Genomic DNA, 26,068 nt, shown 5'->3' on the forward strand with positions numbered 1-26,068 from the left:
TTTCTTCTCTATTCAGGAAGTTTAATTTCTTCTACTGGTAATGTAAAGGTAAAAATTGTTCCATGAGGCAAATTATCTTCTACACAAATAGTCCCCCCATGTGCATTTACAATCGATTTGCACAGCGATAATCCAAGACCTAAACTTCGCCGGCTGTCTACAATCTGATTCGCTCCACTATAAAACATATCAAAAATCTGTTTTTTATTTTCATCCGAAATCCCCGGACCATCATCTGAAATAGAGATGACTGCCCAATCCTCATTTCTCATTGTTCTAATAGAAATATGTGAACCTTTCGGCGTATATTTAATTGCATTATCCACAATATTAATCAAAACCTGAACAATCAGTCTCGCATCCATCTTTGCAAGCAGAAGATCATCTTCATTTTCTACAGAAATAGTATGTTCTGTGCGAAGACGATTGATATGTCTTAATGCTTCTTGCACAACTTCATCCACAAGTTCTGCTGAAATATGCAAGTTGAGTCTCCCTTCCTCTAATCTAGTAACAGAAAGAAGATTTTCTACAAGATTAATCAACCACATTGCATCATCATAAATATCCTGATAAAGATTCTGTTTTGTTTCATTGTCAAAAGATTTTCCATTAGACATCAAATTACTGGCATTTCCTGAAATGGATGTAAGCGGTGTACGAAGGTCATGCGATATCGCTCTTAAAAGATCGGCCCGAAGCTGTTCATTTTTTGCCAAAATTGCAGCTTCCTCTTTCTCTCTCGCATTTTTCTCATTTTCAAGAGCTAACGCACATTCCCCGAGAATCGACAACAAAATATTTCTCTCAAATTCCTCCAATGGCTGCTCTCCAATCGCAATCCCAATTACACCATAAACAGCATCACTAACACGTACTGCAAGATACAGACATTTTGCCTCACCATATGTCTTCGTTGTTGCGCCGGCATGTCTATTATTATGAAATGCACACACTGCCACCGAACGTTCTTTTTGATACTCTTGAAATCTCTCCTCACAATTTTCAGCCTCTGCCGGAAAAAACACTGCTTCTCCCAACGATTTCTCTTTTACTTGATATACAATAATATCGCGGTTTAAAAGCTTGACAATTTGATTCGCTGTGCCAGAGATAATTTCTTCACGATTTCTTGCCTGCTGTAAAAGCTGATTGGTATCGAGCAGAACCTTCATTCGAAATGCTGCTCTCCCAGACTGTTTTGCACTATCCTTTAACTTTGTTGCCAATGTTCCTGTTAACAGCGCTGCTGCAAACATAATCAGAAATGTCACCGGATATCCTTGTTCATATGCATGCAGCGTAAATTTCGGATAGGTGAACAGAAAATTGAAAATCAATACACTAACAATAGATGCAGCAAGACTGTATACACGATTAACGGTTACAACTGAAATAATCAATACTGCAAATACATATACCGTAATAATATTTGCCTCTGCAAATCCGAGTTGTTCAAATAAAAATCCCACACAGCTTGCAGCTGCAAGAATACCAATACTTTTCATAATGTCTGCTGCCGAAAACATTAGGCTTCTTTTCATTTTTTCCTTTTTTTCTTCATCCATGCACCCTTGCCTCCTGCTTTATTACTAGCTACTATACTCCATCATTCTTCTTTTTTCCAGTTTTCTTCAAGAAACTGATCCAACTTTCGCATTTGAAGCCAGCCATATAAACCGTATACTGCCAGTACGCAAGTAAGCATTATCTCTTTCACCGAACTCACCTCTTATATATGAAAACACTTTTGAATATTTTTTACATTTCCAAGTACAAGCATAGTACTATGCTCTGGAACTTTCGTTGTAGATTTGATATTCATGTCCATTTTTCCTTCATGTTTAAATGCCATGATATTAATATTATGTTTATTTCTAATATCCAACTGCCCTACTGTTTTTCCGATCCATTTCATAGGTATTGTGAGTTCAAAAATTGCATGCTCTGAGTCTAATTCAACATAATCAAGAATATGATCTGCCGTATATCGAATTGCTGTCCATGCTGCCAGCTGCTTTTCCGGATACACCACTTCATCCGCACCATTTTTCAAAAGAAACTTTGCATGTACATCTCTGGCAGCGCGGGCAACTACTTTACTTGCACCAAGTTCTTTTAACAACGAAGTTGTTTCCAGTGAACTCTGGAAATTATCACCAATTGCAACAATGCAAAGATCAAAATTTCTAACCCCCAGTGATTCTATAAATTCTTCATCGGTACTGTCTCCAATCTGTGCATTCGTAACGTATGGAAGTACTGCATTTACGCGTTTTTCCTCTATATCAACTGCCATGACCTGATGATGAAGCTCATCCAGTTTCATAGCAATATGACGTCCATACCTTCCTAACCCAATTAATAATACTGATTTCATCATAACGGATGACTCCTCCTTCTATCCTACTGTAATTTTTTCCTGTGGAAGTCTTGCATTTCCGCTTCTTTTTTCTGCCAAAGCAGCAAAAATAAGTGTCAAACCTCCCACTCTTCCAAAAAACATTAATCCAATCAAAATTGCATGTGAAATTCCGCTAAGCTCTTGCGTTATTCCTAAAGATAAACCAACGGTTCCAATTGCTGAACTTGTTTCAAACAATGCTTCCAGAAGTGGTATGCCATCAATAGAACTAATCATCATTCCCCCTCCAAGAAACAACACAAGATACATCATCATAATCGTCGATGCATTTTTTAATGAATCTTCCTGAATTCTTCTCCCAAAAAAGTGAGCATACTCCTTTTTACGGAACACTGATACTGCTGATGCAAATAGCACTGCTGCTGTTGTCGTCTTCATTCCTCCGGCTGTTGAACCCGGAGATCCTCCTACAAGCATCAAAAGAATCATCACTAAAATACCCGTCTCGCTAAGTCTTGTTAAATCGGTTGTATTAAATCCTGCCGTACGAGGAGTTACCGATTGAAATAAAGAATTCCATATGCGCTCTTTCATTGACATATCTGCAAATTCACAAAAGAAAAAATAGATTGCCGGAATAAAAATTAAACCAGCCGTTACTGACAAAATGACTTTACTTTGCATCCGGTATTTCTTTATATGCCATTTATTTTTCTGAATATCTGCCCATGTTAGAAATCCAATCCCCCCAATAATAATCAATGACATAATCGTAAGATTCACTATCGGCTGTATACTATAAGATGTCAGCGAAGAAAATGGTTCCCTCACTCCCAGCAAATCAAATCCCGCATTACAAAATGCTGAAATAGAATGAAAGACTCCGTACCAGATTCCTTTTTTCAATCCAAAATCTCTGCAAAAAACTGTAGAAAGAAGCGCTGCCCCAATAACTTCAATCAAAATACTCGTCTTCAAAATAAATTTAGTCATACGGACAATTCCACCGACCTGGTGTGCGGAAATTGCTTCCTGCATGACACTTCTTTGCATCAGACCAATCTTACGTCCGGAAATTGTTGCGATTGCAACTGCAACTGTAACAACTCCCATTCCACCAATTTGAATCAACATCAATATGACTCCCTGTCCAAACACAGACCAATAGGATGCTGTATCGTAAATAATAAGCCCCGTAACACATACTGCAGATGTCGCAGTAAATAACGCATCGCCAAAAGGCGCTCCCTCTCCATTCTGTGTCGCCATCGGAAGCGTCAAAAGAAAACTTCCTAATAAAATAACACCCATAAATCCCAAACTGATAATTTGAAAAGATGTGATATGCTTCTTCCTGTTTTTCCAACGCATGTGAATTCTCTGCCTCTTCTTTATATGTTCTTTATAGTTCCTATAGCATAGCGCAAACAATATAAAGTCGGTATAAGTAAAATATCATTTCATATTAAGATTGTATAAAGATTTCATCGACTCAAACGTAATGGCATCGCCACTTAAAAAGAAGAGACACAACTTTTGTCATGTCTCTTCTTTCTATCACATATCATCTTATTCTTCTCTTATCAGATATTCCATTTCGTGCCAAGTCACATTTCCAAGTACCGATGCCGAGATTTTGCAATACGCAAATCCCATCCGCTCATACATCCCGATCTTCCCTTCCAGGCAAGTCAAAACCAACCGTTTTCTGCCGCGTTCTCTTTCAGACACAATATAGCGCTCCATGAGTTCTCGCGCCAGTCCCTGTCCGCGATGCTTTGGCAGCACATCGAGTCCGAGCAGCATTACCGTTGTTCCAACTGGGTTATGAAGTTTGGGATTTTTGAAAAACTCATCCCGAAATGCTGTCTCATTTGTTGCAAGACCACTCAAAAATCCTGCAATCTTTCCTGTCTCACGGTCAACCGCCACAAGGCACATATTTGGCTCCGCTTCCATTCGGCAAATCATATCCTGATCAGAACATGCCTCATTAGGAGGAAAGCAGATTTTTTCTATCACTGCTGTCTGATCTGCTTCCTCCGGACGGATATAACGAAATTCATATTTCTTTGCAAGCGCTTCCTGCTGTGCTCTTTTTTTTGTTTGCTTTTAATTCTTCCATAGTTATCATTCTCATTTCCTCTGTAAGATTCGTTAGTTCTTTGCGATTAATTATAACACTAATCATCATCTATTTTCGAGGTTTCAAACATTTCAGAGAAATTTTATTGATTTTATCCCATAATCATGTATAATGAACTTGAGATTGTGAAATAATTCACTTTCTTTATTCCAAATAATGCCTGCATTGGCAGGTGGTTATCCTATTTATTATATTTATATTTTTTAGAAAAGAGGTAACATACGATGGCAGAAATCAATTTAAGTAAATACGGGATCACAGGAACCCCGGAAATCGTACACAATCCTTCTTACGAAATGTTATTCGAAGAAGAAACAAAGGCAGATCTGACAGGATTTGAAAAAGGTCAGGAGAGTGAGCTTGGCGCAGTCAATGTTATGACTGGTGTTTACACAGGACGTTCCCCAAAAGATAAATTCATCGTTATGGATGAGAATTCTAAAGATACTGTATGGTGGACTTCTGACGAGTACAAGAATGATAACCACCCGGCTTCTGAAGAAACATGGAAAGCTGTAAAAGAAATCGCTTTAAAAGAACTCTCTGACAAGAGACTTTTTGTAGTAGATGCATTCTGCGGCGCTAACAAAGATACTCGCATGGCTATCCGTTTTATTATGGAAGTTGCTTGGCAGGCACACTTTGTTAAAAATATGTTTATCGAACCAACTGCAGAAGAACTTGAGAACTTTGAGCCAGACTTTATCGTATACAATGCTTCTAAAGCAAAAGTAGAAAATTACAAAGAACTTGGACTGAACTCTGAAACAGCAGCAATGTTCAACATCACAAGCCGCGAGCAGGTTATCGTAAATACATGGTACGGCGGAGAAATGAAAAAAGGTATGTTCTCTATGATGAACTATTACCTCCCATTAAAAGGAATTGCTTCTATGCACTGCTCTGCAAACACAGACCTGAACGGCGAAAACACAGCAATCTTCTTTGGTCTGTCAGGAACAGGTAAGACAACATTATCTACAGATCCGAAACGTCTTCTGATCGGTGATGATGAGCATGGTTGGGACGACAACGGAATCTTTAACTTTGAAGGCGGATGCTACGCAAAAGTTATTAACCTTGATAAAGAATCTGAGCCGGATATTTATAACGCAATTAAGAGAAATGCTCTTCTTGAAAATGTAACATTAGACGAAAATGGTAAGATTGACTTTGATGATAAGAGCGTAACTGAAAATACTCGTGTATCTTATCCGATCGACCATATTGAAAAAATCGTTCGTCCGGTTTCCGCAGCTCCGGCAGCGAAAAATGTAATCTTCCTGTCTGCAGATGCATTCGGAGTACTTCCTCCGGTATCTGTGCTGACACCAGAACAGACAGAATACTACTTCCTGTCTGGATTTACAGCAAAACTTGCAGGTACAGAGCGTGGAATCACAGAGCCGACTCCTACATTCTCTGCTTGTTTCGGTCAGGCATTCCTGGAACTGCACCCGACAAAATATGCTGAAGAACTTGTTAAGAGAATGGAAGCAAATGGTGCAAAAGCTTATCTTGTAAATACAGGATGGAATGGAACAGGAAAACGTATCTCTATCAAAGATACTCGTGGAATCATCGATGCAATCTTAAACGGAGATATTAAAAACGCACCGACAAAGACAATCCCTTACTTCAACTTTGAAGTTCCGACAGAGCTTCCGGGCGTTGACCCTGCAATCTTAGATCCACGCGATACTTATGCAAATGCAGCCAAGTGGGATGAAAAAGCAAAAGATCTTGCACAGAGATTCGTGAAGAACTTTGCAAAATACGAAGGAAACGAAGCTGGTAAAGCATTAGTTTCTGCAGGACCACAGTTATAAAAATGCAATCATAAATCTATAAAATTTAAGAGCAGCCGTTTTATGATCTTCAAATCACAAAACGGCTGCTCTTTCTTTCATTACACTGCTCTTCTTTTATCTTTTGTTACTTGTACTCTTACTGACATTTATACTTTACGGAAATCACATACATCCACAACAAACACAGTCGCTCCACCAACTTCTGCCTTGATCGGAACATAAGAGTAGTTCATCATTGGAACACCACCCGGCATATATGGCATCGCAATTTCAATTTCAGAACGCTTTGCACATTCTTCTTTCAGAATATCCATAACTGCTTCCACGTTCTCATCATCAATACCGATCATCAGTGTTGTATTTCCGCTTCTTAAGAATCCACCCGTACTCATAAGCTTTGTTACACTGAATCTATTCTCGTTCAATTTCTTGACTGCCTTTCCGGCATCTTCATCCCTAATTACTGCAAAAATCAGTTTCATAGCTGTCACTCCTTCCGGTTCTCCTGCCATGTGATAACGGCAGCGAGTAAATGCATTTCGCATTGATATTTATTCGTATTATAGCACAATTTTTATAAAATTTACACTTATTTATCCGTATAATTTATCTTCTTTGTCAAAAATTCCAAAGCCACAGCTATACCCCCGGCTGTCATCTAGTACAAACTCTGTATCTCACGAAATCCACTCAGATTTCCCGGCATTTCAAAGATGAATGAACAAGCAATGAGAAATACGCCTGCGATTCCAATCAGAATACCAATAAATATAAGGAGCAATACCGGTTTTACCTGATTCTTTGTGAAAAGACCTTCGGTATACCCATGCACACTTCGTTTCAGGCAATATCTTCCAATATAAAATACAAGTGGGGCTCCTGACGCCATTAGAAAATAGATTCCGACTGACGCCATTGGAATCTGCATACTCTCTTCCATGACTGCATCAATACCACCCATTGCCTCGTATGTACTGCTAAGCGCTCCCATCATAAGTACTGGGAGAAGGTTATTAACAAAATGAAGAAATCCGGAATAGACAAGATTATCCGTCTCCAACACGATATACGTCATGACCATTCCAAGCACTGACGTTGGTAATAACTTCCAGATACTTCCGTGAAATGCTCCGAAAATCACACCAACAAGAAGGATCACAAGCCATTTCTGCCGGATTCCCTGCAGGCTGTGCAGGAATACACCTCGAAAAACTGCTTCCTCACAGATTGCCGGTGATACTGCAACGATTGCAGCTGCAATCAGCATTGGCGTATTCAAGATCGCCTCACTAAGCCTCGCGCCCGCTCCCGTTACTTCTTCCGGAAAGAAATAGGCAAGAAGCATTGTCAGCGCCATTACACATACATACGTTGCTCCCCAGATTAATAATGTTCCCAACAGCCCAAGAGCTTTCGGTCGATGTATCGGGAATACTTCTTTTAAATCAGCTCTGGCTGCCAGTACCGTTACCACTGCGACTGCCAGTATCATCAATTCTCCCAGGAGTGAACCGTAAATTCCAAGTCCTGCGCCGAATATCGGCGCAATTCCAAAAATAACCGCCGCACTGAGCACAAGTACAATAATGCCATGATATCCTTTTAAGTGTCTATACTTCATATAATGTCTCCTTTCGTTTCTGGTTTCATAATATCGAATCATCCATCTTCTTTACACAAGAATGATAAAAAACTCTTTTTCTTCTATATTAACTTTCTAAAACTTCTTTTTCAAGTAAAAGAAGTATGCTATATTAATCTTATGAATAATTTCATGGAGGATAATATAATGAACTTTCTAAGTATTTTTGATGTCATTGGCCCGAATATGATCGGTCCATCCAGCTCACATACAGCCGGAGCCTGTGCCATTGGTCTTCTAGCAAGAAAAATGCTTGCCCAGGAAGTAAAAAAAGTAACCTTTACACTTTATGGTTCTTTTTCTAAAACATACCATGGACATGGAACAGACCGTGCACTTCTTGGCGGTATTCTTGGCTTCTCTACAGATGATGAACGAATTCGTGATGCATTTGAACTTGCAAAAGAATGGGGCGTTGAATACGAATTTATCATTGATGAGGAAACGGTTATGAACCATCCAAATACAGCGGATATCGATCTTATCGGTACAGAAGGCCACACCCTTTCTATCCGCGGAGAATCCATTGGAGGCGGTAAGATCCGTATTGCCCGTATCAACAATATTGATGTGGAATTTACCGGCGAATACAGTACTCTCATTGTTCAGCAGATTGATAAACCAGGTGTTGTCGCACATATTACTCAATGTCTTGCAGAGGAGAATGTAAATATTGCATTTATGCGCCTCTTCCGCGAAGATAAGGGTGCGAAAGCTTACACAGTTGTGGAGTCTGACGAGCAGATTCCTGCTGCTGTTCTTGACCGAATTAAAACAAATCAGCACGTAACAGAGCTTATGCTCGTGCAGATGTAGGAGGAATAGATTATGGACTTTTTATCAGGACAGGAATTGCTGGAAATGTGCCGCAAAGAGCAAATTCCGATTTCTTATGCGATGCGGCGCCGTGAGATGACATGCGGTTCTCTTACAAACGAAGAAATCACAGAAAAATTAGACACGGTACTGAAGATTATGCAAAATTCAGCTACTGAACCAATCAAGCATCCTCGCAAATCAATTGGAGGACTTCTTGGCGGTGAAGCAAAAAAAGTAAATGAGCAAAGAGAAGCAGGCAAAAACATTTGTGGTCCTACACTCTCCAGAGCGATCGCCTACAGCATGGCTGTTCTTGAAGTGAATGCCACAATGGGTCTGATTGTTGCAGCCCCGACTGCCGGTTCTTCCGGAGTACTTCCGGGCGTGCTTTTAGCGCTGAAAGAAACTCATGAGTTATCTGACGAAGCAATTCACAATGGTCTTCTTAATGCCAGTGCTCTTGGATATATCTTAATGAGAAATGCATCTGTATCCGGTGCGGAGGCCGGATGTCAGGCTGAAGTTGGTGCCGCTTCCGCAATGGCTGCTTCTGCTGCCGTTGAAATCCTTGGCGGAACTCCGGATATGTGTATGCAGGCAGCCTGCTTTGCACTGTCTAATTTACTCGGACTTGTCTGTGATCCAATTGCCGGACTTGTGGAATCTCCTTGTCAGGGCCGAAATGCGATCGGTGTTGCTAATGCTCTTACTTGTGCTGAACTCGCACTTGCAGGTGTTACACAGCCAATCCCGTTTGATGAAATGGCAGAAGCTATGTATCGTGTCGGCAAAAGCCTCCCATTTGAGCTGCGCGAAACAGCTATGGGCGGATGCGCCGGAACACCAACGGGTTGTCAGCTTGGCTGTCAGATCTGCGGAAAATAAATTCATTTCCAGACAGATCATCTTTACAAAATCATTAAATAAAAAACACGCTGCCTCCGTAAAAAATTTTTTCGGAGACAGCGCATTTTTATGATTCCACGTCCAAAAACCATGTATTTTCATGTTCCCGCTTTTCGATCTGAATCAACACAAAACTGATCACAGCCATGATACTCTGTGTTACCGGCACAGAATACCAGACACCATAGAGTCCGAATACCGGACCGAGAATACACAAAATCAAAAGTGTCATCAAAACCGGTTCGCCGTAAATTAAAAGATACGCGTACTTATTCTTCTTAATCGCATAAAAATATGCAGTTGTTACTCTTGTGTACGCAAAAAATAAAAGTCCTGCCAGAAAAATCGGAAGTACAACCCCGACCTCAGCCCCAACGGAAACTGATACACCAAAAAATACCGGAAATACATTCCTGCACAGATACATCCATGCAATGCAGAATACTGCCAAAACTATTGAAAATGCATACGTCATAAACCGAATCTGTTTCAGTTCTTTTCTTTTCTTTAGGCCTTCATAGAAGCTGATAAGCGGCTGTGCACCGTCGCCCACTCCCTGCAGTAAAAGCTGCGCGACACAGACAACATAACTGATGACTGCATAGCAGGCTGTCGCTGCCACTCCCCCATAGACCATTGCCCCTTTATTCAAAATAACAATAATTAAATTCGGTGACAACGTCAATCCAAACGGAGAAATTCCCACAAGGAAAATTTCTTTCAGAACTGTACTCTTTGGCCTGTAATCTGCATAACCGATCAGAAGTTTCTTCCAAACCAGAAAGAAAATACAAGGAAGCATTGTCACAGCCTGCCCTACAATTGTCGCAATAGCAGCGCCGCTCATCCCCCATTTCCAGACACTTACAAATAGCCAGTCCAGCACTACATTCGTTACAAAACCCGCCATCATGGAACCCATTGCATACATAGCCCCTTCATAGTTTCGAATGATTGGAACAAGTCCGGTACTGAACATTTGGAATACGCCTCCGATAATAATAATGCGGATATAAATCTTTGCCATCTCCATCAATTCTCCTTTTGCTCCAAATGCACGAAGAATGATCGGATAAGTCAAAAGCAAAATAGCTGTCAATAAAATACATGTCGCGATAAGCAACATTAAAGTATTTCCTAAATATCTTTTTTCTTTCTCTTTCTCATTTTCTCCCATACTGATCCCAATATGAATCGCACCACTCATTCCGATCCCACTTGCCATCGCCTGGATCAGCGCTGAAATTGGATACGCAATATTAATTGCGGCCAGACCATTGTCTCCAATATTCTGACCTACAAACCAACCATCTACAATTGCATAGATACCGGTAAATGCAAATGCCAGCATTGCCGGAAGCACATTCATAAAAAATTTCTTCCTGATCACATCTTTGTCTTCCCTTCTTTTTCACTGTTGTTTATCCTATCTCACTTCTGTTGCTTCTGTCAATATCTCACTCAAAAACTTAACGCAAACTTAGCATGTCTTCTCTTTTCATTTTATGCTATACTTGTCATACAAAATCGCATCCGCCAAATAAATTCTGCCGGAATACGAAATCAAATATAACGGAGGTACTGTCATGCAGACTTATCACATTTTATTAATCGAAGATGATCTTTCCATCGTAGAAAATCTTACTGCCTATTTAACTGCTGAAGGTTTTTCTGTCATCTCAGCTTCCAGACAGGAGCAGGCGCTATCTCTTCTTGAGACATTTCACCCGGATCTCGTTCTCCTTGATATCACGCTTTCTCAGGGAAATGGATACAGCACTTGCACCGCCATAAAAAAAACTTCACAAATTCCAGTGATCTTTCTTACTGCTCTGACAGACGAATTTTCCGTTGTGACTGGTCTTGAGATGGGCGCTGATGACTATATCTGCAAGCCCTTTCGACCTCGAGAACTTGTTTCCCGAATCCGCACCGTCCTTCGCAGAACCGGAGCAGTTTCTTCTGTCACAGTACTCGGAAGCCTTTCTGTTGATACAGTTCGCGGTACTGTCACAAAGCACTCACAGGAACTCTTTCTTTCTGCATTAGAATACCGTCTTCTTCTTTTCTTTCTTAATAATCGGGGAAAAACACTGACTAGAAATGTTTTGTTGGAAGAAATCTGGGATCTTGCCGGAGATTACGTAAATGACAACACGCTTACAGTATATATCAAACGTCTCCGGGAAAAAATCGAAGATAATCCACAAGAACCAACGATAATCAAAACCATTCGGGGAATCGGCTATCGTCTTGAGATTCCATCTGAAACGTAATCTGGAGGATAATATGTATTTATTACGCAACAAAGAAATAAAAAAGTTTATTTTTCAAATCGTCCTTTTCACACTCTTCGGATGTATGATCGGATTTTTTATCGCGCCTGCCGCTGCTGTTCTTGTTCTTGCTATCAGCTTTTGTTTTAGTCTGTTCTTCTTTCGCTGCCTTTCCAGAGAACACCGGAATATTCGTCTCCTTAGTTCACGGATTGATTCCATTCTCCGCAATGATACTTTTCTCACACCGGAAGAATTTCAGGAAGGAGATCTTGCTATTCTCCAGGACGAAGTTTACAAAATGGCTGTACGCCTGCACGAACAGAGTGAGCAGCTATCTCAAGATCGCACAAAACTTTCCAATGCCTTAGAAGATATCTCTCATCAGATCCGTACTCCGCTTACCTCTCTTTATTTAATGACAGAGCGTCTCAAGCAGCAGCCATTAGATAACGCACAACTTCTTCTCCTGCACCAGATGAACCAAATGCTTGACCGAATCAACTGGCTGATTACTGCTCTTTTAAAAATGTCCAAACTGGAAGCCGGTTCCATCACATATCAATTTACAAACGTAAAAATGAAAGATTTCCTGCAAGAAGCGCTTAATCCAATGGAGATTTCTATGGATTTACGCGGGCAAACTTGCAAAATCTGCTGTGATGACGCCATTTCCTTTTCCTGTGACCGTATCTGGACTTTAGAAGCAATTTCAAATGTGCTGAAAAACAGTCTGGAATACACTCCCGATGGCGGAACACTATCTCTGACAGTTTCTCAAACAGCGCTCTACACAGAACTTTGTATCATCGACTCCGGAACCGGTATCCCAAAAGAAGATCTTCCACATCTGTTTGAACGATTTTACCGCGGTCAAAATGCAGGGCACAATAGTTTTGGGATCGGACTTTCCCTCGCCCGGCTAATACTCTCCAGAGAAAATGCAATCATCACTGCCGGAAATGATTCTAGTGGAGGCGGCAAATTTACTATCCGTTTTTACACTGCAAAAACAATCTAGCCAAATGACGATTTTGTCACTTAAGAGTCATGTACCTGTCACTTCTCTCTGGTATCTTTTTCTTATGAACAAAATAAATTCAGAAAGGAATATTTTATGGAACTTTTACGAGTAGAACAACTGACAAAACAATATGGCAGTGGTGCAAACAAGGTACTGGCGCTCGATCATGTATCCTTTTCCGTTGAAAAAGGAGAGTTCATCGCTATTATTGGCGCTTCCGGATCAGGCAAATCCACTCTCCTGCACCTCATTGGCGGTGTCGATCAGCCTTCCTCCGGCAGTGTCTATATCAATGGCGCCGACCTTTATTCACAAGACGAAGAAGCGCTTGCTATTTTCCGCAGACGACAGGTTGGCCTGATCTATCAATTTTATAATCTGATTCCGGTTCTTACTGTGGAAGAAAATATTACGCTTCCGGTCCTTATGGATCAACAGGAAGTAAATCACGATCGCCTGGAGGAACTTCTCTCCCTCCTTGGTCTGACCGAACGAAGAAACCATCTTCCGAACCAGCTTTCCGGCGGACAACAGCAGCGCGTCTCCATTGGCCGCGCTCTCTTAAATGCACCGTCTATCATTCTCGCCGACGAACCTACAGGTAATCTTGACTCTGAAAACAGCCGCGAAATTATGGAGCTACTTCGCTTCTCCAATAAAAAATACCACCAGACACTCCTTGTCATTACTCATGATGAGCAGATTGCACTACAGGCAGACCGCATCATTGCATTAGAAGACGGACGCATCATTCGAGATGAGGTGATTCGAAAATGAAAAATATTTTCTACCATATTACAAAGAAAACTCTTAAGCAAAACCGTACAAGAACATGGCTCACAATCATTGGCGTTCTTTTATCTACTGCAATGATTACTGCTGTGACTACCTTCGGGGCAAGTTTCCGGCAATTTCTTATTGATTACACGATTCAGCAAGATGGCAACTGGCACGTTTCCATCTCTAATTTGACAGAAAATAACTTAAAGCATATTACAGACAATGATTCTGTTGCCCATACAACAGTGCTAACTTCCATTGGTACTGCTCCGTCAGAAGATTTGGCAGATAGTTTTCCTTCGAATCCTTATTTTTATATTCAAAGTATGCCCGACACAGCATTGGAAGAACTTCCTGTTTCTCTGTCATCCGGCCGGCTCCCTCAAAATGATTCGGAACTTATTGTTCCTGACTATTTATCCCATTACAATAGTGAGCTTTTGGGATTGTCTACCGGAAATTCTTTGACACTGGACATTGATATCGGAAATGACAACACAACTCCTCTTACTGCTGAAATAAAAAAAGATTTTACGATTGTTGGAACTTATTCTCACTTTCCCAACAGCAGCTTTGGCAGCGGCGGACATGAAGTATTCTGTGGTTCTCTTTCGAAATCATTTTCTAAAATACTTTCAGATGCCCGCGTTTCCGATGCGGAAAATGCTTTTTCTGCCTATATTCGTTTTCAACATCCAAAAGACACTTATCAGTTGACAGAAAAACTGATTTCTGAGTTTGAATCAGTGTCCTGGAGCTATCACGCAAGCCTGCTGCGTTGGTATGGTGTTAGCGATCACAGCCATTTGTTCCCAATCTTGATTGGACTTTGTGTTGTATTGGTTCTGCTCATCATGGGCGGTTCCATTCTTTTAATCTACAATGCCTTTTCCATTTCTTTGCGGGAACGCACCGCCCAGTTTGGCCTTCTTTCTTCCATCGGCGCTACGAAAAGCCAGCTCCGTCATTCTGTTTTTTTCGAAGCGTTTATCGTTAGTGGAATCGGGATTCCTCTTGGGCTTATTTTCGGAATCGGTGGAATTGGAGTCACACTTCATTTTATCGGAGAAAGTATTACGATGTGGATTCACGGAACAGCTTACGGAATCCCATTAAAGATTTCAACTGCCCCTATAATTGTTTCTATTGTGACTTCACTTATGACTGTTTTTATTTCTGCATGGGTTCCTTCCAGACGGATTCAATCCCTTTCACCAATGGATGCAGTGCAATCAAGATCAGATATTGTTCTACGTCCTGCTGATGTACGAGTCTCTCGGCTAACTCTGCATCTGTTTCATACAGAAGGCATGCTGGCTCAAAAATATTATCGGTGTGACCGGCGCAAATACCGCACAACGATTCTGTCGCTCTCTATGAGTATGGTTCTTTTCGTGTCCGCCACTCTATTTACCGACTACCTTATAAATACCGGCACATTCGTACTGACTGCCCCGGAATGGGAATTGGAATGCAACCTGTTTCATTCTCCGACTGACGATACGATCCGGCAATTTAAACAGATACTGAATGAAGACAATACTATCAAAGAAATAAAAGAATTTCGCTCTCTGCGTCCATGTGTTCCGATTCCTGCTGATCTGATTTCAAAAGAAGCAGCCAATTACTTTGGACTTCATTCTTCCGCAGATCAACAGTTTTATTATTTAAGTGCAAGTCTCTATGTGTTTCCGGACAATGTATTTTCCGACTACGCGAAAGAACACGGGATTACCCCGGACACCTATCTGGAAGCCGACAGTCTCCAGTGTATTTATACAAGCAACATACGACTTTTTAATCCCGAAACAGATCGCTATGAGGACTGTGAACCAATTCGCTTTCCGAAAAACAGTGAACTAACGCTTGGCACCTTGACAATTCCTTCCGAATCCGAAGCTGATTCACTGCCTCATCTGACAGATATCGCTTCCCTGAAGCTAACGGATCAGGTAGGGCAGCTCCCGGATGCACTTTCCGGATATGAAGAACCTCTTTCTCTCATTCTTCCGGAAAGTTTGTATCGCAAATATATAGATATACTAGAGCCGTTTTTCCCAAGCTATACTTTCTTATTAAAATGTCCTGAATTCAAAACAACTTACTGGAATTTGAAAAAAGCGCTGCAGGATACCGCTTTAAACACGCAGGCAGACATTGCGAATCTCGCCAAAGAGTATGAAACGGACCGCAATCTTTTGACCGCGATCCGTGTTCTCACTTATGGATTCCTTATATTGATTTCGCTCATTTCCATCGCGAATGTATTCCACACGGTTTCGACGAATCTCATGCTTCGCCGTCGGGAATTCGCTATGCTCCGCTCCATTGGCATGACTCCGTCATCTTTTCAGAAGATGCTGAATTACGAGTGTCTGATCTATGGTCTTCGCTCTATCTTTTACGGAGTTCCTGTCTCATTATTCATTAGTTTTATACTTTACCGGATCCTTCGAACCGGAGCTGATATCAGCTATCTCTTTCCCTGGAAAGCAGTTCTGATTTCCACTGCCGGTATTTTCTTCATCGTATTTCTCTCGATGTTCTATACTGCCGGCAAATTAAAAAAGCAAAACATTATCCAGGAATTATCCTTAACGTAAAACAATCTGGTTTAGTACCTTCCCAATCGGCTCCTTGATGCACAGGTCTGCCTGTGCATCTCTCGGAGTCGCATCTTTATTTAGCACTACAAGATATTTCCCATGAAAATAATCTACAAACCCTGCCGCCGGATATACTACAAGAGATGTTCCTCCAATCATCAGCATGTCCGCTGATGAAATCATTTCCACACTCTTTCGCATTACCTGATCATCAAGACTTTCTTCATAGAGCACCACATCCGGTTTGATCAAGCCGCCGCATTTCTCACAGCGAGGAATCCCCTGAGACTGTCACATACGCTCCATCGATAAAATGCATGACAACGCTCACAATAATTTCGGTGAATACTTCCGTGAAGCTCCAGCACTTGCTTGCTTCCTGCCGCCTGATGAAGCCCATCAATGTTCTGTGTAATAACTGCTTTTAGTTTTCCCGCCTGCTCCAGTTCAGCAAGTTTCCTGTGAGCCGCATTTGGTTTTGCATCAAGAAACATCATACGTTCTTTATAAAATTGGTAGAACTCCTCTGTATGACGTACAAAAAATGAATGACTTACAACCTGCTCCGGCGGATAATGATACTCCAATTGATATAAACCGTCACTGCTTCTAAAGTCCGGAATCTGACTCTCGGTTGAAACTCCCGCGCCTCCAAAAAATACAATTCGCTCACTCTCATCAATCATGCGCTGAAGTTCTTCTATCTGTCCCATAAAACGCGCCTCCTTTTATTTCTGATTCTATAGCAGATCTCTGTTTACATCAATACATTTCTGTGATAAAATAAATTTGTTTTGATGATAAAACAAAATTTTGTCAACGCGGTAAACACTGGAGATGAGAGTATGCACAAATTAATAACGAAAACATTTCCTAAACAATTTATAAATTTACAAAGGCTGTCTAACGACAGTCTTTTTTCACGCTTTACTCTGCTAATCCACTAACCAAAAACTATAAGAAAGAAGGTATCACAATGAAACAACATCCTTTTGATCAGCTGAAAAATCTGGTACTCATTTTTGCCGGAAACACACTCTATGCTCTCGGCGTTGTCATGTTCATTCTTCCGGGCGGTATGATTACCGGTGGAACAACCGGTATCGCTCTTACCGTAAACCACTATTTCCATGTGCCAATCTCTGTATTTGTTTTCTGCTTCAACTTAATTATGTTTATTATCGGCGCAGTTGTCCTCGGCAAAAAATTTGCCCTGACTACATTAATCAGTACCTTTTACTATCCATTTATTTTAGGTGTTTTAGAAAACGTACCTGCTCTTGGAAACTTTACAAATGACGTAGCTCTTTCTACAATCTTTGGTGGTCTGATGATCGGTTCTGCCATCGGTATCGTTATCCGTGCAGGCGCTTCCACAGGAGGCATGGACATTCCGCCGCTTGTACTGAATAAAAAATTCGGGATTCCGGTGTCCGTACTTTTGTACGTCTTTGATTCCTCAATCCTCCTTATGCAGATGCTCTTTTCTAATAAGGATCAGATTCTTTACGGTATTTTGCTTGTTATGATCTACACAGTTGTTCTTGATAAGGTTCTGCTCCTTGGCACTACCCAGACTCAGGTCAAAGTCGTAAGCAAAAAATATGCCGAAATTAATCAGGCGATTATTTCTGAACTGGATCGCGGCTCTACTTTAATTTATGGCGAAACCGGTTATCTTCATCAGGAACAGCCTTTAGTGCTTTCTGTTGTTTCTAATCGGGAACTGACACGACTGAACCAGATTGTAATGGGCATTGATCCATCTGCGTTCATGATCATCAGCAAAGTGAATGAAGTAAAAGGACGTGGATTCTCTTCTCAGAAAATATATCAAAAAAAGGAAAGCTAATGCTTTCCCATGATCGTCCGAATTTCCTCCAGAATCTGAGGATCATTCCGGTTATCAATTGTAATTTCCAGTATTTTTACTGCAGGATGGGCTGCGATCTGCGGCCAGCAGCATCCTGCAGTTTTTTGCAGCACTCCCAATATCGGCACCTCTCCATTCAGAAGTTCGTCAACCGCTGCAACAAACTTTTCTGCCTTTTCTTCATGCGGTCCAAGTTCATCCATCACAATAAGTGAACAACTTTTGGCATCTTCCAAAGCCTGGCATCCAATCCGGTCAAAACGTTTCTCCACCATCTCATCTTTCTCTCCACAGAGAAACAAAAAATTTTCTTCCGTTATATGCGGTGCTTCTCCTGCTCTGAGCAAATGCACGGAGTAGTGATTTCCCAAAAGTTCATTCGTGCGAACGGTATAAAATCCTCCCACACTTTTTTCATACGTTCTTAATGCCTTCTGCAAAATTGTGGATTTGCCGATCCGCTTCTCTCCTGTTAAGAATATATGTCTCATCATATGCTTTTCACTCCCTCAGGCTCCAGGTAGTTTGGACGAATTGTTTTCTCTCTTACATCCCATACAATCCTTCCATAGTAATAGTCGATCACTTCTTTGATCTCTCCCTTTTCATTTGCATGACTCAGAAGCCATGTGTGAATTCTTTCAAGCTGTTCTTCCGATGCCTCTTCTTTCGGGAGCATATGTTCCATAGCGGATCTGGCATATTCTTCATCTGCCAGAACAAAATTCTCCTGATGCCGTTTTTCATAGCTTGTCTCCGGATGATATCCCATCAAAAACAGTACATTAAACAGCGAATAAAACGAAGCTCCTATCCACTTTCGCTCCATTTTTCTTCCAAAAAGTTCTTCCATCATCTGCTTCTGCAAGTGATTCTCCCAGCTAATATGAGAAATATTACAGCACCATGCCCTGCTCATTGCTATGGCTTTCCGAAGTCCTTCCAGTCCCCGGACTGCCGGTGTCATAGACATAAATACAAGGTCAAACGCTTCTCGATAATCTTCCCGGTCGATATCTAACTCCTGAAAATCACAGATCCGAAGTTCTGCATTCGTAATCCCTTCACTTTGAAGATATTCGCTGCCATTTTGAACCATATTTTCAGAAATGTCTAACCCTACTACTTGCTCCGCTTTTCGTGCAAATGCTGCTGCAAATCTTCCGGGTCCGCAGCCAATATCTACAATATGACTATTCGCTCCGAGAATTCCCCTCTCCTCTAAAAATCTTACCGCGCTTGCTGCCCGTGCATCTCCTTTCGGATTGCGTTTCTGTTCCTTTTTCCATACATTCGCCCGCTCGTTCCATTTTCCAACAGAAGGCGTCTGCCTGCCTAGTATTTTCGTTTCTTGTAAAGACATAAAATAAGACAGTATTTTTTCTTTTCTTTTTTCTTCATCATAGTCGTTTGATCGTTCCACAATTCTTTTCCCTTCTGTATCTATAAATATTTCGGTGCTTTGACCGGAAGACAGACTTTTCGCACGGTTCCATAACGGTCTGTTACTGTCATCACATCCATCTCAATGCCATATACAGCCTCCAGATTTTCTGGTGTAATCACCTGATTCGGTGCTCCAAACGCTGCTACTTTTCCTTCTTTCATCATAAGCACTTTGCTTCCGACAGATGCAGGATATTCCGGACTGTGCGTTGACATAATGACACAATATCCTTTCCCAGCCAGTTCTTCCACAACCTCCATCAAAAGTTTATGGTTGGCATAATCCAAATTCGCCGCTGGCTCATCCATAACAAAGACTTTCGCCGACTGACAGATTGCCCTCGCAATCAATACAAGCTGACGCTGGCCTCCGCTCAAATCTGTATATTTCTTATTGGCAAGATCAACTGCATTGACCTTTTCAAGCGCATCAAAAGCAGCTTCACGCTCTTTCGCTCCCGGCGTGTCAAAGGCTGAAATATGTGCTGCTTTTCCCATAACTACCACATCCAACACGGTATAAGCAAATACCGGTGTGTGGTACTGCGGTATGTAGGCAATCAGACTGGCGAGCTGCCTCTGAGAAAGATAGCGGATATCCTGCCCGTCAATTCTGATTTGTCCTGCCCGCACCGGCAGAGAACCTAACATCATTCTGAACAGCGTTGTCTTTCCGCAGCCATTCGGTCCGAGGAGACATAAGATTTCTCCGCACGCAGCGCTGCAGCTTACACCTCTTACCACATCTTTTCGCCCATATCCTCCGTATACATTCTCGATTTCCAGCAACATTTATCTTATTGCTCCTTTCGCTTAATGATGAGATAAATAAAAAACGGCGCTCCCATAATACTCGTCACTACGCCAAGCGGAAGCTCCATTGACATTAGTGACCTTGCAATATCGTCCATCAGCACAAGATAAATTCCCCCAAGCATAGCGCTCGCCGGAATCAGTCGTCCATAGTCCACTCCTACAAGTGCTCGTGCCATATGCGGAATCATAAGCCCAACCCAGCCAATCAATCCTCCGAGACAAACCGCCGCTGCACTTAGCAGTGTCGAAGCAAAGATAAAGATAATCCGGTAATATCGAATATTAATCCCAAGACTTTTCGCTTCTTCTTCATCCAGTGTAAGTAAATTAATCCTCCATCGCAGAAGAAAGATAAGTACAAGTCCAATCATCATCGGAACTGCGCTCCACCCAAAGGCATTCAGATCTGTCTTCGTCAGACTTCCCATGAGCCAGAATGTAATTTGCTGCAAAACATCATTTGGATCAGCCACATATTTAATCATCGTTACTCCGGCATTACAAAGTGACATGATCATAGAACCGGTAAGCACAAGGCTCAACGTCTGGGCGTGAGCAGAACGCCTGCTGATTAAGTAAGATGCCGCTACTGCAAGAATCCCTCCGGTAAATGCAGACACCTGAACCCCCCAGTTCGTCATTCCGCTCAAAATAGCAAATGCCGCTCCCAAGCTGGCACCGGAAGAAACGCCAAGAATATCAGGCGAAACTAATGGGTTTCGAAACATTCCCTGATATGCCGCCCCCGCAACTGAAAGCGACGCTCCGATAAACACAGCTGACAAAATCCTCGGTAACCTGATCTTCCAGAAAATGGTAACTGCCTGTGGCAGAATTTCCTGCTCATATCCTATTCCCGAAAGAAATGCCCCCGCTACCTGTGACGGCGACAGCGGATAATATCCAATACCAAAAGACAGTATTGTCACAATCCCAAGACTTAGAAACATCGCCGTCAACATTACACGATAGCGTCTTCGTCTCTGTCTTTCATTTTTCATTTCTACTTGTAGTTCCAGCATCGCTGCACACTCCTCTTAAGTTACACTTGACAAGCACTTTTCCTCATACTATAATGCAGTCAAACCGTTATATTTTTAAAAACAATTCGCTTTTCAAAGTATAGCATACCGCTATTTTTATGTCAATTTATTGTAAGAATAGCATGCTGAAAATGCAAGAACGGTACAAGGAAGGAGAGACATCATATGAAACATACGAAACAGATTCTGGCAGCACTTCTCGCGCTTGTCCTGACATTCAGTACACTTGCAGGCTGTTCCGGAAAGCCTGCAAAAGGCACATCTAATTCAAAAACCGACACTTCAAAACAACAAGAAGCTTCGCAGGATACTTCAAGAGAAATTACCGATATGGCCGGACGTAACGTAACTGTTCCTGCCAAAGTAACATCTGTATTTTCTACCGGCCCTGCTGCCGCAATTTATTTATACACGCTTGTGCCGGATCTGCTGCTTGGATGGAACTATGATCTAAATGAAATAGAAAAAAGTGTCATCCTTGAAAAATATCACACGCTTCCAAATTTCGGTATGGGAGATTCTGTCAACTATGAGGCTGTGATTGCTGCCGGTCCTGATATTGCGATCAATGTCGGAGCGATCAATGATGCCATGATTTCTGACTGTGACAGTCTTTCCGAACAGCTCGGTATCCCAGTCATCGCAGTAGACGGTGATTTAGAAGCAGCTGCCGATGCATATCGTTTTATGGGAGAATTATTTGACGTAAGCGATCAGGCTGAAAAGCTTGCCGCATATGCCGAAAAAACATTCGCGGATATTGACGCTATGGAAATCCCGGCAGATAAAAAAGTCCGCCTCTATTATGGAAACGGAGAAGACTCTCTCGAAACAGCTCCAAAAGGATCTGATCATGCACAGCTGATTGACCTTGTAAAAGCTGAAAATGTTGCCGACTTAGAACTCGGGGACGGTTCCCGTGTCCAGATTTCTGCCGAGCAGCTTCTTGCATGGAATCCAGATGTCATCGCAGTAGTCGGAGAACCAAAAGCCAGCTTGAGCGGACATTCCGCCGCCGATGCAATTTTAAACAATCCGAACCTTGCATCTTTAAAAGCAGTTCAGGAAGGGAAAGTGTATGGAATTCCAAATGCACCATTTAACTGGGTTGACCGCCCAGCCGGTCCTAACCGTATCATTGGTATCCGCTGGTTATCCGGTCTCCTCTATCCGGAATATCTCAACTTTGATGCAGACGATGCTGTGAAAGAATTCTTTAGTCTTTTCTACCATGTAGATCTGACAGAGGAACAGCTTCAGCAGCTTTATAACGGAACGATTGGAACAAAGTAATCTTCCCGCTAAATTTACCCTTTTACAAAATACTCCCCGAAAAGAGCTTCCGCAGTTCTTAGGATTTTATCTGCGCCTCTTTTCGGGGAGTATTTTATTATTATTTTATTTCTCAATGATATTTCCTTTAGCAATATGAGATTCTACAACCTCTTGAATCGTATTCCAGATCTCCTCCGATGTCTCCTGAACTTTTTCGTTTCTTTTATAAATCTGACTCTTATGAACTCCATGCTCGTTCCAGCTTCTTCCTCCTGACGCATCATTTAACAACAGCGGCTGAAAATTATCAAGCAGATGCGCATACTTGGCGTCCGGCGTCTCGTAAGCTTCAAATTCCTCCCAGAGTTCCCGGAAGTCCATACCCTGATCTTCCGGCAGGATTCCAAATATCCTGTCTGCAGCCTTCACTTCTCTCTCTCGCTTGGACTTAGCACCTTCACTGTCATAAGCATACGTATCTCCGGCATCAATTTCTACCAGATCATGGATCAGCACCATTGTCATAACTTTCGCCACATCCACATCCTCTGATACATATTCTTTCAAAAGCACTGCCATCAATGCAATATGCCAGGAATGTTCTGCATCATTCTCCTTGCGTGTGCCGTCTGCCAGATATGTCTGACGGAAAATACTCTTTACTTTATCAATCTCTTTTATAAATGCAATCTGCTTTTGTAATCTCTCGTTCTCTGCCGTCATCTTTTTTCTCCTTTTCCGTATTCCGGGCTTTACATTACTGCATAAGATCTGATTCCTAATACACTATGCCTTATAGCTTCTGAAAAATTCTGACAGCCCTTCCAGCGTCTTCATCAGTACCGGAAGTTCCTCTTCTCCAAGTTTATCAAGCACCGCCTGAGTCATCTGGTGATGAAACTCCTCGTGATGACGGTAAGCCTTCTCTCCCTTCTCAGTCAGACTGACATACACAACTCGTCGGTCTTTCTCGCTTCGTCTCCGGACAACATATTTCTTATTTACAAGACTGTTCATCGCTGTTGTCAATGTCCCGACCGTTACATTCAGCTTTCTCGCAATCGTTGACATATTATTGCCTTCACCTAGTCCAATGGCCTCAATGACATGCATATCATTATTCGTAATATCCTCGAATTCCTTTGTAATGATTGCTTTCTCTTCTAATTCCCATATCTCATTAAACAAATGTACCAGTATATCATTAATCGTCTCATATGCACTCATTTCGCCATCTCCCGCATTGTCTTATCGTTTCTGTAAACCCTTCTCTTATTTCTATTATACGGATTTAGAAAAAAGATTCAATGACTTCTTTTACGGTTTCTATTCGTGTGGCTTTCCAGGCTTTGGCACCACAAAAGAGCAGTCCCTCATCTGTCTCTCCTTTCACAGCATGGATTAATGCATCTGTGATACAGTACGGAATCTGCTGTGGCTGACACCCGTGAAGACATCCGTGACAACTGTGGGAAATTTTTTCGCCGGCAATGACTCTTTTCATAAATGGATTTAGAATTGCCCTTCCCGGCATCCCCACCGGACTTTTTACAATCGCAATATCTTCTTTTCCTGCTTTCAGATAAGCCTCCTTATATCGTTGATCTGCATCGCATTCCTCTGTTGTCACAAAGCGGGTTGCTACTTGAATCGCATCTGCACCGAGTTCGAAAACACTATCTGCTTTTTCTTTCGTATCAATTCCACCGCCTACCGCTGTCATAATCCGGCATCCCGACACTTCTTCATAGCTTTTTACCGCATCCAGGATTTTTCGGATCTCATTTCTATAATCTTCCTGCTCCAGCTCTCTAAGCTGTGCTTCAGAAAATCCAAGATGCCCTCCTGCCTGCGGACCTTCTATGATCAGAAGTTCCGGAACAACATGATGTTTTTTCCACCAGTACTTCAAAATGACCTTTGCCGCTTTCTCCGTTGATACAATCGGGGCAAGCATTGTTTTGTTCTCTGTCTCCTTCACCCACGCCGGAAGCTCTGTCGGGAGACCTGCTCCGGATACAATCAGATCCGCTCCAAGCTGAACTGCCTTTTTCACATAGGCTTCGCAGTGATTCATCGCCACCATAATATTAAATCCAATGATCCCATCCGGTGCTGTCGCCCTTGCCTTTTCATATTCCTTTTCCATGGCTCTGAGATTTGCTTCCAACGGATTGCTGTCGAAATCTGGTTCCCGAAATCCAATCTGCGCCGCAGAAATAATTCCTACACCGCCTTCTCTCGCAACAGCTCCGGCAAGCCCTCCGAGGCTGATTCCGATTCCCATTCCTCCTTGAAGAAGGGGATATTTCACTGACCGTTCTCCAAGTTTCCACGGTTGTCCTCTGTTCATACACTTACCTCCGCTGTTAAAACTTTCGAAATCTCTCATATCTCTGTTCTAAAAGTTTCTCTACATCCAAATTGCTATATTTCACAAGAAATTTATTCATTTCTTCTCTTAATGTCTCGCAAACCAGTTCTACATTTTCTCCTGACAATACTTCCGGCTCGTCAATGATTTGTTCAATCATTCCCATCTCTTTTAGATCTTCTGCCGTAAGCTTCATCACTTTAGCAGCCTCTTTCGCCCGTTTACTGTCTTTCCACAAAATTGCTGCAAAACCTTCCGGTGATAAGATAGAATATACTGCATTTTCCAGCATCCATACTTCATCGCCGGACGCAAGCGCAAGCGCCCCACCGCTTCCGCCTTCTCCGGTCACAATTGTCAGAACCGGTACTTTCAATCCTGCCATTTCAAACAGATTTCTGGCAATTGCTTCTCCCTGTCCACGTTCTTCTGCTTCAATGCCGCAAAAGGCGCCTGGTGTATCTACAAAACAAATAACCGGACGGCCGAATTTTTCTGCCTGCTTCATCATTCGAAGCGCTTTCCGATAGCCTTCCGGTGATGCCATGCCAAAATTATGTGCAATATTTTCTTTTGTTGAATTTCCCTTTTCCTGGGCAATTACTGTTACCGGTCTTCCTTCAAAAGAAGCAATTCCTGCCAAAATCGCCTTATCATCGCCAAAATAACGATCCCCATGCATCTCGACAAAATCAGTGAATAGACTGCGAATATACACAGAACCTGACGGGCGATCCTTTGCTCTGGACGCAAGCACCTTTTCCCACGGTGTTTTTTTGCCGGAGTGCAAAACCGTTATTTTTTCCTCTTCCGGCATTGCAATTATTTCTCCTGTTTTCTTTTCGGACAGGGCTTTGTGCAGTCTC

At 42.0% G+C, this 26,068-nt stretch carries 24 protein-coding genes and 1 pseudogene; 9 read left to right on the forward strand and 16 right to left on the reverse strand.

Features of this window, described 5'->3' with window-relative positions:
* Positions 1 to 8 precede the first annotated feature (8 nt).
* The 4 genes from DWX73_RS07330 to DWX73_RS07345 all read right to left on the reverse strand — a co-directional run bounded on the left by DWX73_RS07330 (position 9) and on the right by DWX73_RS07345 (position 4,387).
* A complete protein-coding gene (locus tag DWX73_RS07330; RefSeq protein ID WP_118348199.1) occupies positions 9 to 1,568 on the reverse strand; it encodes an ATP-binding protein in 1,560 nt (519 codons plus the stop codon).
* Between the two features lie 164 nt (positions 1,569 to 1,732).
* The gene (locus DWX73_RS07335) at positions 1,733 to 2,380 is read right to left on the reverse strand and encodes a potassium channel family protein (RefSeq protein ID WP_118348221.1); all 648 of its coding nucleotides are present in this window, start codon (positions 2,378 to 2,380) and stop codon (positions 1,733 to 1,735) included.
* Between the two features lie 21 nt (positions 2,381 to 2,401).
* The gene (locus DWX73_RS07340; protein ID WP_118348200.1) at positions 2,402 to 3,736 is read right to left on the reverse strand and encodes a TrkH family potassium uptake protein; all 1,335 of its coding nucleotides are present in this window, start codon (positions 3,734 to 3,736) and stop codon (positions 2,402 to 2,404) included.
* 198 nt (positions 3,737 to 3,934) lie between these two features.
* Positions 3,935 to 4,387 (reverse strand): GNAT family N-acetyltransferase, encoded by a 453-nt coding sequence (locus tag DWX73_RS07345; protein ID WP_242996701.1) that lies wholly within the window; start codon positions 4,385 to 4,387, stop codon positions 3,935 to 3,937.
* Between the two features lie 348 nt (positions 4,388 to 4,735).
* Here DWX73_RS07345 and pckA point away from each other — a divergent pair, with 348 nt between their 5' ends.
* Positions 4,736 to 6,340 (forward strand): phosphoenolpyruvate carboxykinase (ATP), encoded by a 1,605-nt coding sequence (pckA, locus tag DWX73_RS07350; protein ID WP_118348202.1) that lies wholly within the window; start codon positions 4,736 to 4,738, stop codon positions 6,338 to 6,340.
* 128 nt (positions 6,341 to 6,468) lie between these two features.
* On the opposite strand, the gene DWX73_RS07355 is transcribed toward pckA, so the two are convergent.
* Both DWX73_RS07355 and DWX73_RS07360 read right to left on the reverse strand, forming a co-directional pair.
* Complete coding sequence (locus tag DWX73_RS07355; protein ID WP_242996703.1) at positions 6,469 to 6,867, reverse strand: cyclic-di-AMP receptor; 399 nt, start codon at positions 6,865 to 6,867, stop codon at positions 6,469 to 6,471.
* A gap of 113 nt (positions 6,868 to 6,980) precedes the next feature.
* Positions 6,981 to 7,943: a type II CAAX endopeptidase family protein gene (locus tag DWX73_RS07360; RefSeq protein WP_158556834.1), complete on the reverse strand. Its 963-nt coding sequence runs from the start codon at positions 7,941 to 7,943 to the stop codon at positions 6,981 to 6,983.
* Positions 7,944 to 8,111: 168 nt separating this feature from the next.
* Between DWX73_RS07360 and sdaAB the strand changes: the two genes are divergently transcribed.
* Positions 8,112 to 8,780: an L-serine ammonia-lyase, iron-sulfur-dependent subunit beta gene (gene sdaAB / locus DWX73_RS07365; RefSeq protein ID WP_118348204.1), complete on the forward strand. Its 669-nt coding sequence runs from the start codon at positions 8,112 to 8,114 to the stop codon at positions 8,778 to 8,780.
* Positions 8,781 to 8,792: 12 nt separating this feature from the next.
* Positions 8,793 to 9,668, forward strand: coding sequence for an L-serine ammonia-lyase, iron-sulfur-dependent, subunit alpha (gene sdaAA, locus DWX73_RS07370; protein ID WP_118348205.1), 876 nt, complete (start codon positions 8,793 to 8,795; stop codon positions 9,666 to 9,668).
* Between the two features lie 88 nt (positions 9,669 to 9,756).
* Here sdaAA and DWX73_RS07375 read toward each other — a convergent pair whose 3' ends face one another.
* Positions 9,757 to 11,079, reverse strand: a complete 1,323-nt coding sequence (locus DWX73_RS07375) for an MATE family efflux transporter (protein WP_242996705.1) — start codon at positions 11,077 to 11,079, stop codon at positions 9,757 to 9,759.
* A gap of 196 nt (positions 11,080 to 11,275) precedes the next feature.
* Here DWX73_RS07375 and DWX73_RS07380 point away from each other — a divergent pair, with 196 nt between their 5' ends.
* The 4 genes from DWX73_RS07380 to DWX73_RS07395 all read left to right on the forward strand — a co-directional run bounded on the left by DWX73_RS07380 (position 11,276) and on the right by DWX73_RS07395 (position 16,372).
* Positions 11,276 to 11,965, forward strand: coding sequence for a response regulator transcription factor (locus DWX73_RS07380; protein ID WP_118348206.1), 690 nt, complete (start codon positions 11,276 to 11,278; stop codon positions 11,963 to 11,965).
* A gap of 13 nt (positions 11,966 to 11,978) precedes the next feature.
* Positions 11,979 to 12,986 carry a sensor histidine kinase gene (locus DWX73_RS07385; protein WP_118348207.1) on the forward strand — a complete coding sequence of 336 codons (1,008 nt, stop codon included), beginning with the start codon at positions 11,979 to 11,981 and terminating at the stop codon, positions 12,984 to 12,986.
* 96 nt (positions 12,987 to 13,082) lie between these two features.
* Positions 13,083 to 13,766, forward strand: coding sequence for an ABC transporter ATP-binding protein (locus DWX73_RS07390; RefSeq protein WP_118348208.1), 684 nt, complete (start codon positions 13,083 to 13,085; stop codon positions 13,764 to 13,766).
* Positions 13,763 to 16,372, forward strand: a complete 2,610-nt coding sequence (locus DWX73_RS07395) for an ABC transporter permease (protein WP_118348209.1) — start codon at positions 13,763 to 13,765, stop codon at positions 16,370 to 16,372. Before DWX73_RS07390 ends, DWX73_RS07395 begins: the two co-directional genes overlap by 4 nt.
* Here DWX73_RS07395 and DWX73_RS15520 read toward each other — a convergent pair.
* A pseudogene (locus DWX73_RS15520) lies at positions 16,364 to 17,088 on the reverse strand (NAD-dependent protein deacylase). The gene DWX73_RS07395 and the pseudogene DWX73_RS15520 overlap by 9 nt on opposite strands.
* A 263-nt stretch (positions 17,089 to 17,351) precedes the next feature.
* Here DWX73_RS15520 and DWX73_RS07405 point away from each other — a divergent pair.
* Positions 17,352 to 18,227, forward strand: coding sequence for a YitT family protein (locus DWX73_RS07405; protein ID WP_118348210.1), 876 nt, complete (start codon positions 17,352 to 17,354; stop codon positions 18,225 to 18,227).
* Here DWX73_RS07405 and DWX73_RS07410 read toward each other — a convergent pair.
* Genes DWX73_RS07410 through DWX73_RS07425 form a run of 4 tightly spaced genes read right to left on the reverse strand, consistent with a single transcriptional unit; the run spans position 18,224 to position 21,532 of the window.
* Positions 18,224 to 18,742 (reverse strand): nucleoside-triphosphatase, encoded by a 519-nt coding sequence (locus tag DWX73_RS07410; protein WP_118348211.1) that lies wholly within the window; start codon positions 18,740 to 18,742, stop codon positions 18,224 to 18,226. The genes DWX73_RS07405 and DWX73_RS07410 overlap by 4 nt on opposite strands.
* Positions 18,739 to 19,671 (reverse strand): class I SAM-dependent methyltransferase, encoded by a 933-nt coding sequence (locus DWX73_RS07415; protein ID WP_242996707.1) that lies wholly within the window; start codon positions 19,669 to 19,671, stop codon positions 18,739 to 18,741. Before DWX73_RS07415 ends, DWX73_RS07410 begins: the two co-directional genes overlap by 4 nt.
* Positions 19,672 to 19,691: 20 nt before the next feature.
* The gene (locus DWX73_RS07420; RefSeq protein WP_118348212.1) at positions 19,692 to 20,486 is read right to left on the reverse strand and encodes an ABC transporter ATP-binding protein; all 795 of its coding nucleotides are present in this window, start codon (positions 20,484 to 20,486) and stop codon (positions 19,692 to 19,694) included.
* A 5-nt stretch (positions 20,487 to 20,491) separates the two neighbouring features.
* Positions 20,492 to 21,532, reverse strand: a complete 1,041-nt coding sequence (locus DWX73_RS07425; protein WP_118348213.1) for a FecCD family ABC transporter permease — start codon at positions 21,530 to 21,532, stop codon at positions 20,492 to 20,494.
* A 186-nt stretch (positions 21,533 to 21,718) separates the two neighbouring features.
* On the opposite strand from DWX73_RS07425, the gene DWX73_RS07430 reads away from it, so the two are divergent.
* Positions 21,719 to 22,846 (forward strand): ABC transporter substrate-binding protein, encoded by a 1,128-nt coding sequence (locus DWX73_RS07430; protein WP_118348214.1) that lies wholly within the window; start codon positions 21,719 to 21,721, stop codon positions 22,844 to 22,846.
* 105 nt (positions 22,847 to 22,951) lie between these two features.
* Here the strand turns inward: DWX73_RS07430 and DWX73_RS07435 are convergent, their stop codons facing one another.
* From DWX73_RS07435 to DWX73_RS07450, 4 genes are all read right to left on the reverse strand, one after another.
* Positions 22,952 to 23,551 (reverse strand): HD domain-containing protein, encoded by a 600-nt coding sequence (locus DWX73_RS07435; protein ID WP_118348215.1) that lies wholly within the window; start codon positions 23,549 to 23,551, stop codon positions 22,952 to 22,954.
* Between the two features lie 63 nt (positions 23,552 to 23,614).
* On the reverse strand, positions 23,615 to 24,055 hold the full coding sequence (locus DWX73_RS07440) for a MarR family winged helix-turn-helix transcriptional regulator (RefSeq protein WP_118348216.1): 441 nt from the start codon (positions 24,053 to 24,055) through the stop codon (positions 23,615 to 23,617).
* Between the two features lie 64 nt (positions 24,056 to 24,119).
* The gene (locus tag DWX73_RS07445) at positions 24,120 to 25,181 is read right to left on the reverse strand and encodes an NAD(P)H-dependent flavin oxidoreductase (RefSeq protein ID WP_118348217.1); all 1,062 of its coding nucleotides are present in this window, start codon (positions 25,179 to 25,181) and stop codon (positions 24,120 to 24,122) included.
* A gap of 16 nt (positions 25,182 to 25,197) precedes the next feature.
* Positions 25,198 to 26,068 (reverse strand): acetyl-CoA carboxylase carboxyltransferase subunit alpha (locus DWX73_RS07450; protein WP_242996709.1); only part of this gene is annotated, 871 nt, incomplete at its 5' end.

It is taken from the genome of Coprococcus sp. AF21-14LB, from assembly GCF_003458885.1.
In the GTDB taxonomy this organism is placed as follows: Bacteria; Bacillota; Clostridia; order Lachnospirales; family Lachnospiraceae; genus UBA9414.

Coding starts and splice junctions, on each gene's coding strand:
- DWX73_RS07330 (WP_118348199.1), bottom strand. CDS start 1,568: ATGGATGAAGAAAAAAAGGAAAAAATGAAAAGAAGCCTAATGTTTTCG.
- DWX73_RS07335 (WP_118348221.1), bottom strand. CDS start 2,380: ATGAAATCAGTATTATTAATTGGGTTAGGAAGGTATGGACGTCATATT.
- DWX73_RS07340 (WP_118348200.1), bottom strand. CDS start 3,736: ATGCGTTGGAAAAACAGGAAGAAGCATATCACATCTTTTCAAATTATC.
- pckA (WP_118348202.1), top strand. CDS start 4,736: ATGGCAGAAATCAATTTAAGTAAATACGGGATCACAGGAACCCCGGAA.
- DWX73_RS07355 (WP_242996703.1), bottom strand. CDS start 6,867: ATGCGAAATGCATTTACTCGCTGCCGTTATCACATGGCAGGAGAACCG.
- DWX73_RS07360 (WP_158556834.1), bottom strand. CDS start 7,943: ATGAAGTATAGACACTTAAAAGGATATCATGGCATTATTGTACTTGTG.
- sdaAB (WP_118348204.1), top strand. CDS start 8,112: ATGAACTTTCTAAGTATTTTTGATGTCATTGGCCCGAATATGATCGGT.
- sdaAA (WP_118348205.1), top strand. CDS start 8,793: ATGGACTTTTTATCAGGACAGGAATTGCTGGAAATGTGCCGCAAAGAG.
- DWX73_RS07380 (WP_118348206.1), top strand. CDS start 11,276: ATGCAGACTTATCACATTTTATTAATCGAAGATGATCTTTCCATCGTA.
- DWX73_RS07385 (WP_118348207.1), top strand. CDS start 11,979: ATGTATTTATTACGCAACAAAGAAATAAAAAAGTTTATTTTTCAAATC.
- DWX73_RS07390 (WP_118348208.1), top strand. CDS start 13,083: ATGGAACTTTTACGAGTAGAACAACTGACAAAACAATATGGCAGTGGT.
- DWX73_RS07395 (WP_118348209.1), top strand. CDS start 13,763: ATGAAAAATATTTTCTACCATATTACAAAGAAAACTCTTAAGCAAAAC.
- DWX73_RS07405 (WP_118348210.1), top strand. CDS start 17,352: ATGAAACAACATCCTTTTGATCAGCTGAAAAATCTGGTACTCATTTTT.
- DWX73_RS07410 (WP_118348211.1), bottom strand. CDS start 18,742: ATGATGAGACATATATTCTTAACAGGAGAGAAGCGGATCGGCAAATCC.
- DWX73_RS07420 (WP_118348212.1), bottom strand. CDS start 20,486: ATGTTGCTGGAAATCGAGAATGTATACGGAGGATATGGGCGAAAAGAT.
- DWX73_RS07425 (WP_118348213.1), bottom strand. CDS start 21,532: ATGCTGGAACTACAAGTAGAAATGAAAAATGAAAGACAGAGACGAAGA.
- DWX73_RS07430 (WP_118348214.1), top strand. CDS start 21,719: ATGAAACATACGAAACAGATTCTGGCAGCACTTCTCGCGCTTGTCCTG.
- DWX73_RS07435 (WP_118348215.1), bottom strand. CDS start 23,551: ATGACGGCAGAGAACGAGAGATTACAAAAGCAGATTGCATTTATAAAA.
- DWX73_RS07440 (WP_118348216.1), bottom strand. CDS start 24,055: ATGAGTGCATATGAGACGATTAATGATATACTGGTACATTTGTTTAAT.
- DWX73_RS07445 (WP_118348217.1), bottom strand. CDS start 25,181: ATGAACAGAGGACAACCGTGGAAACTTGGAGAACGGTCAGTGAAATAT.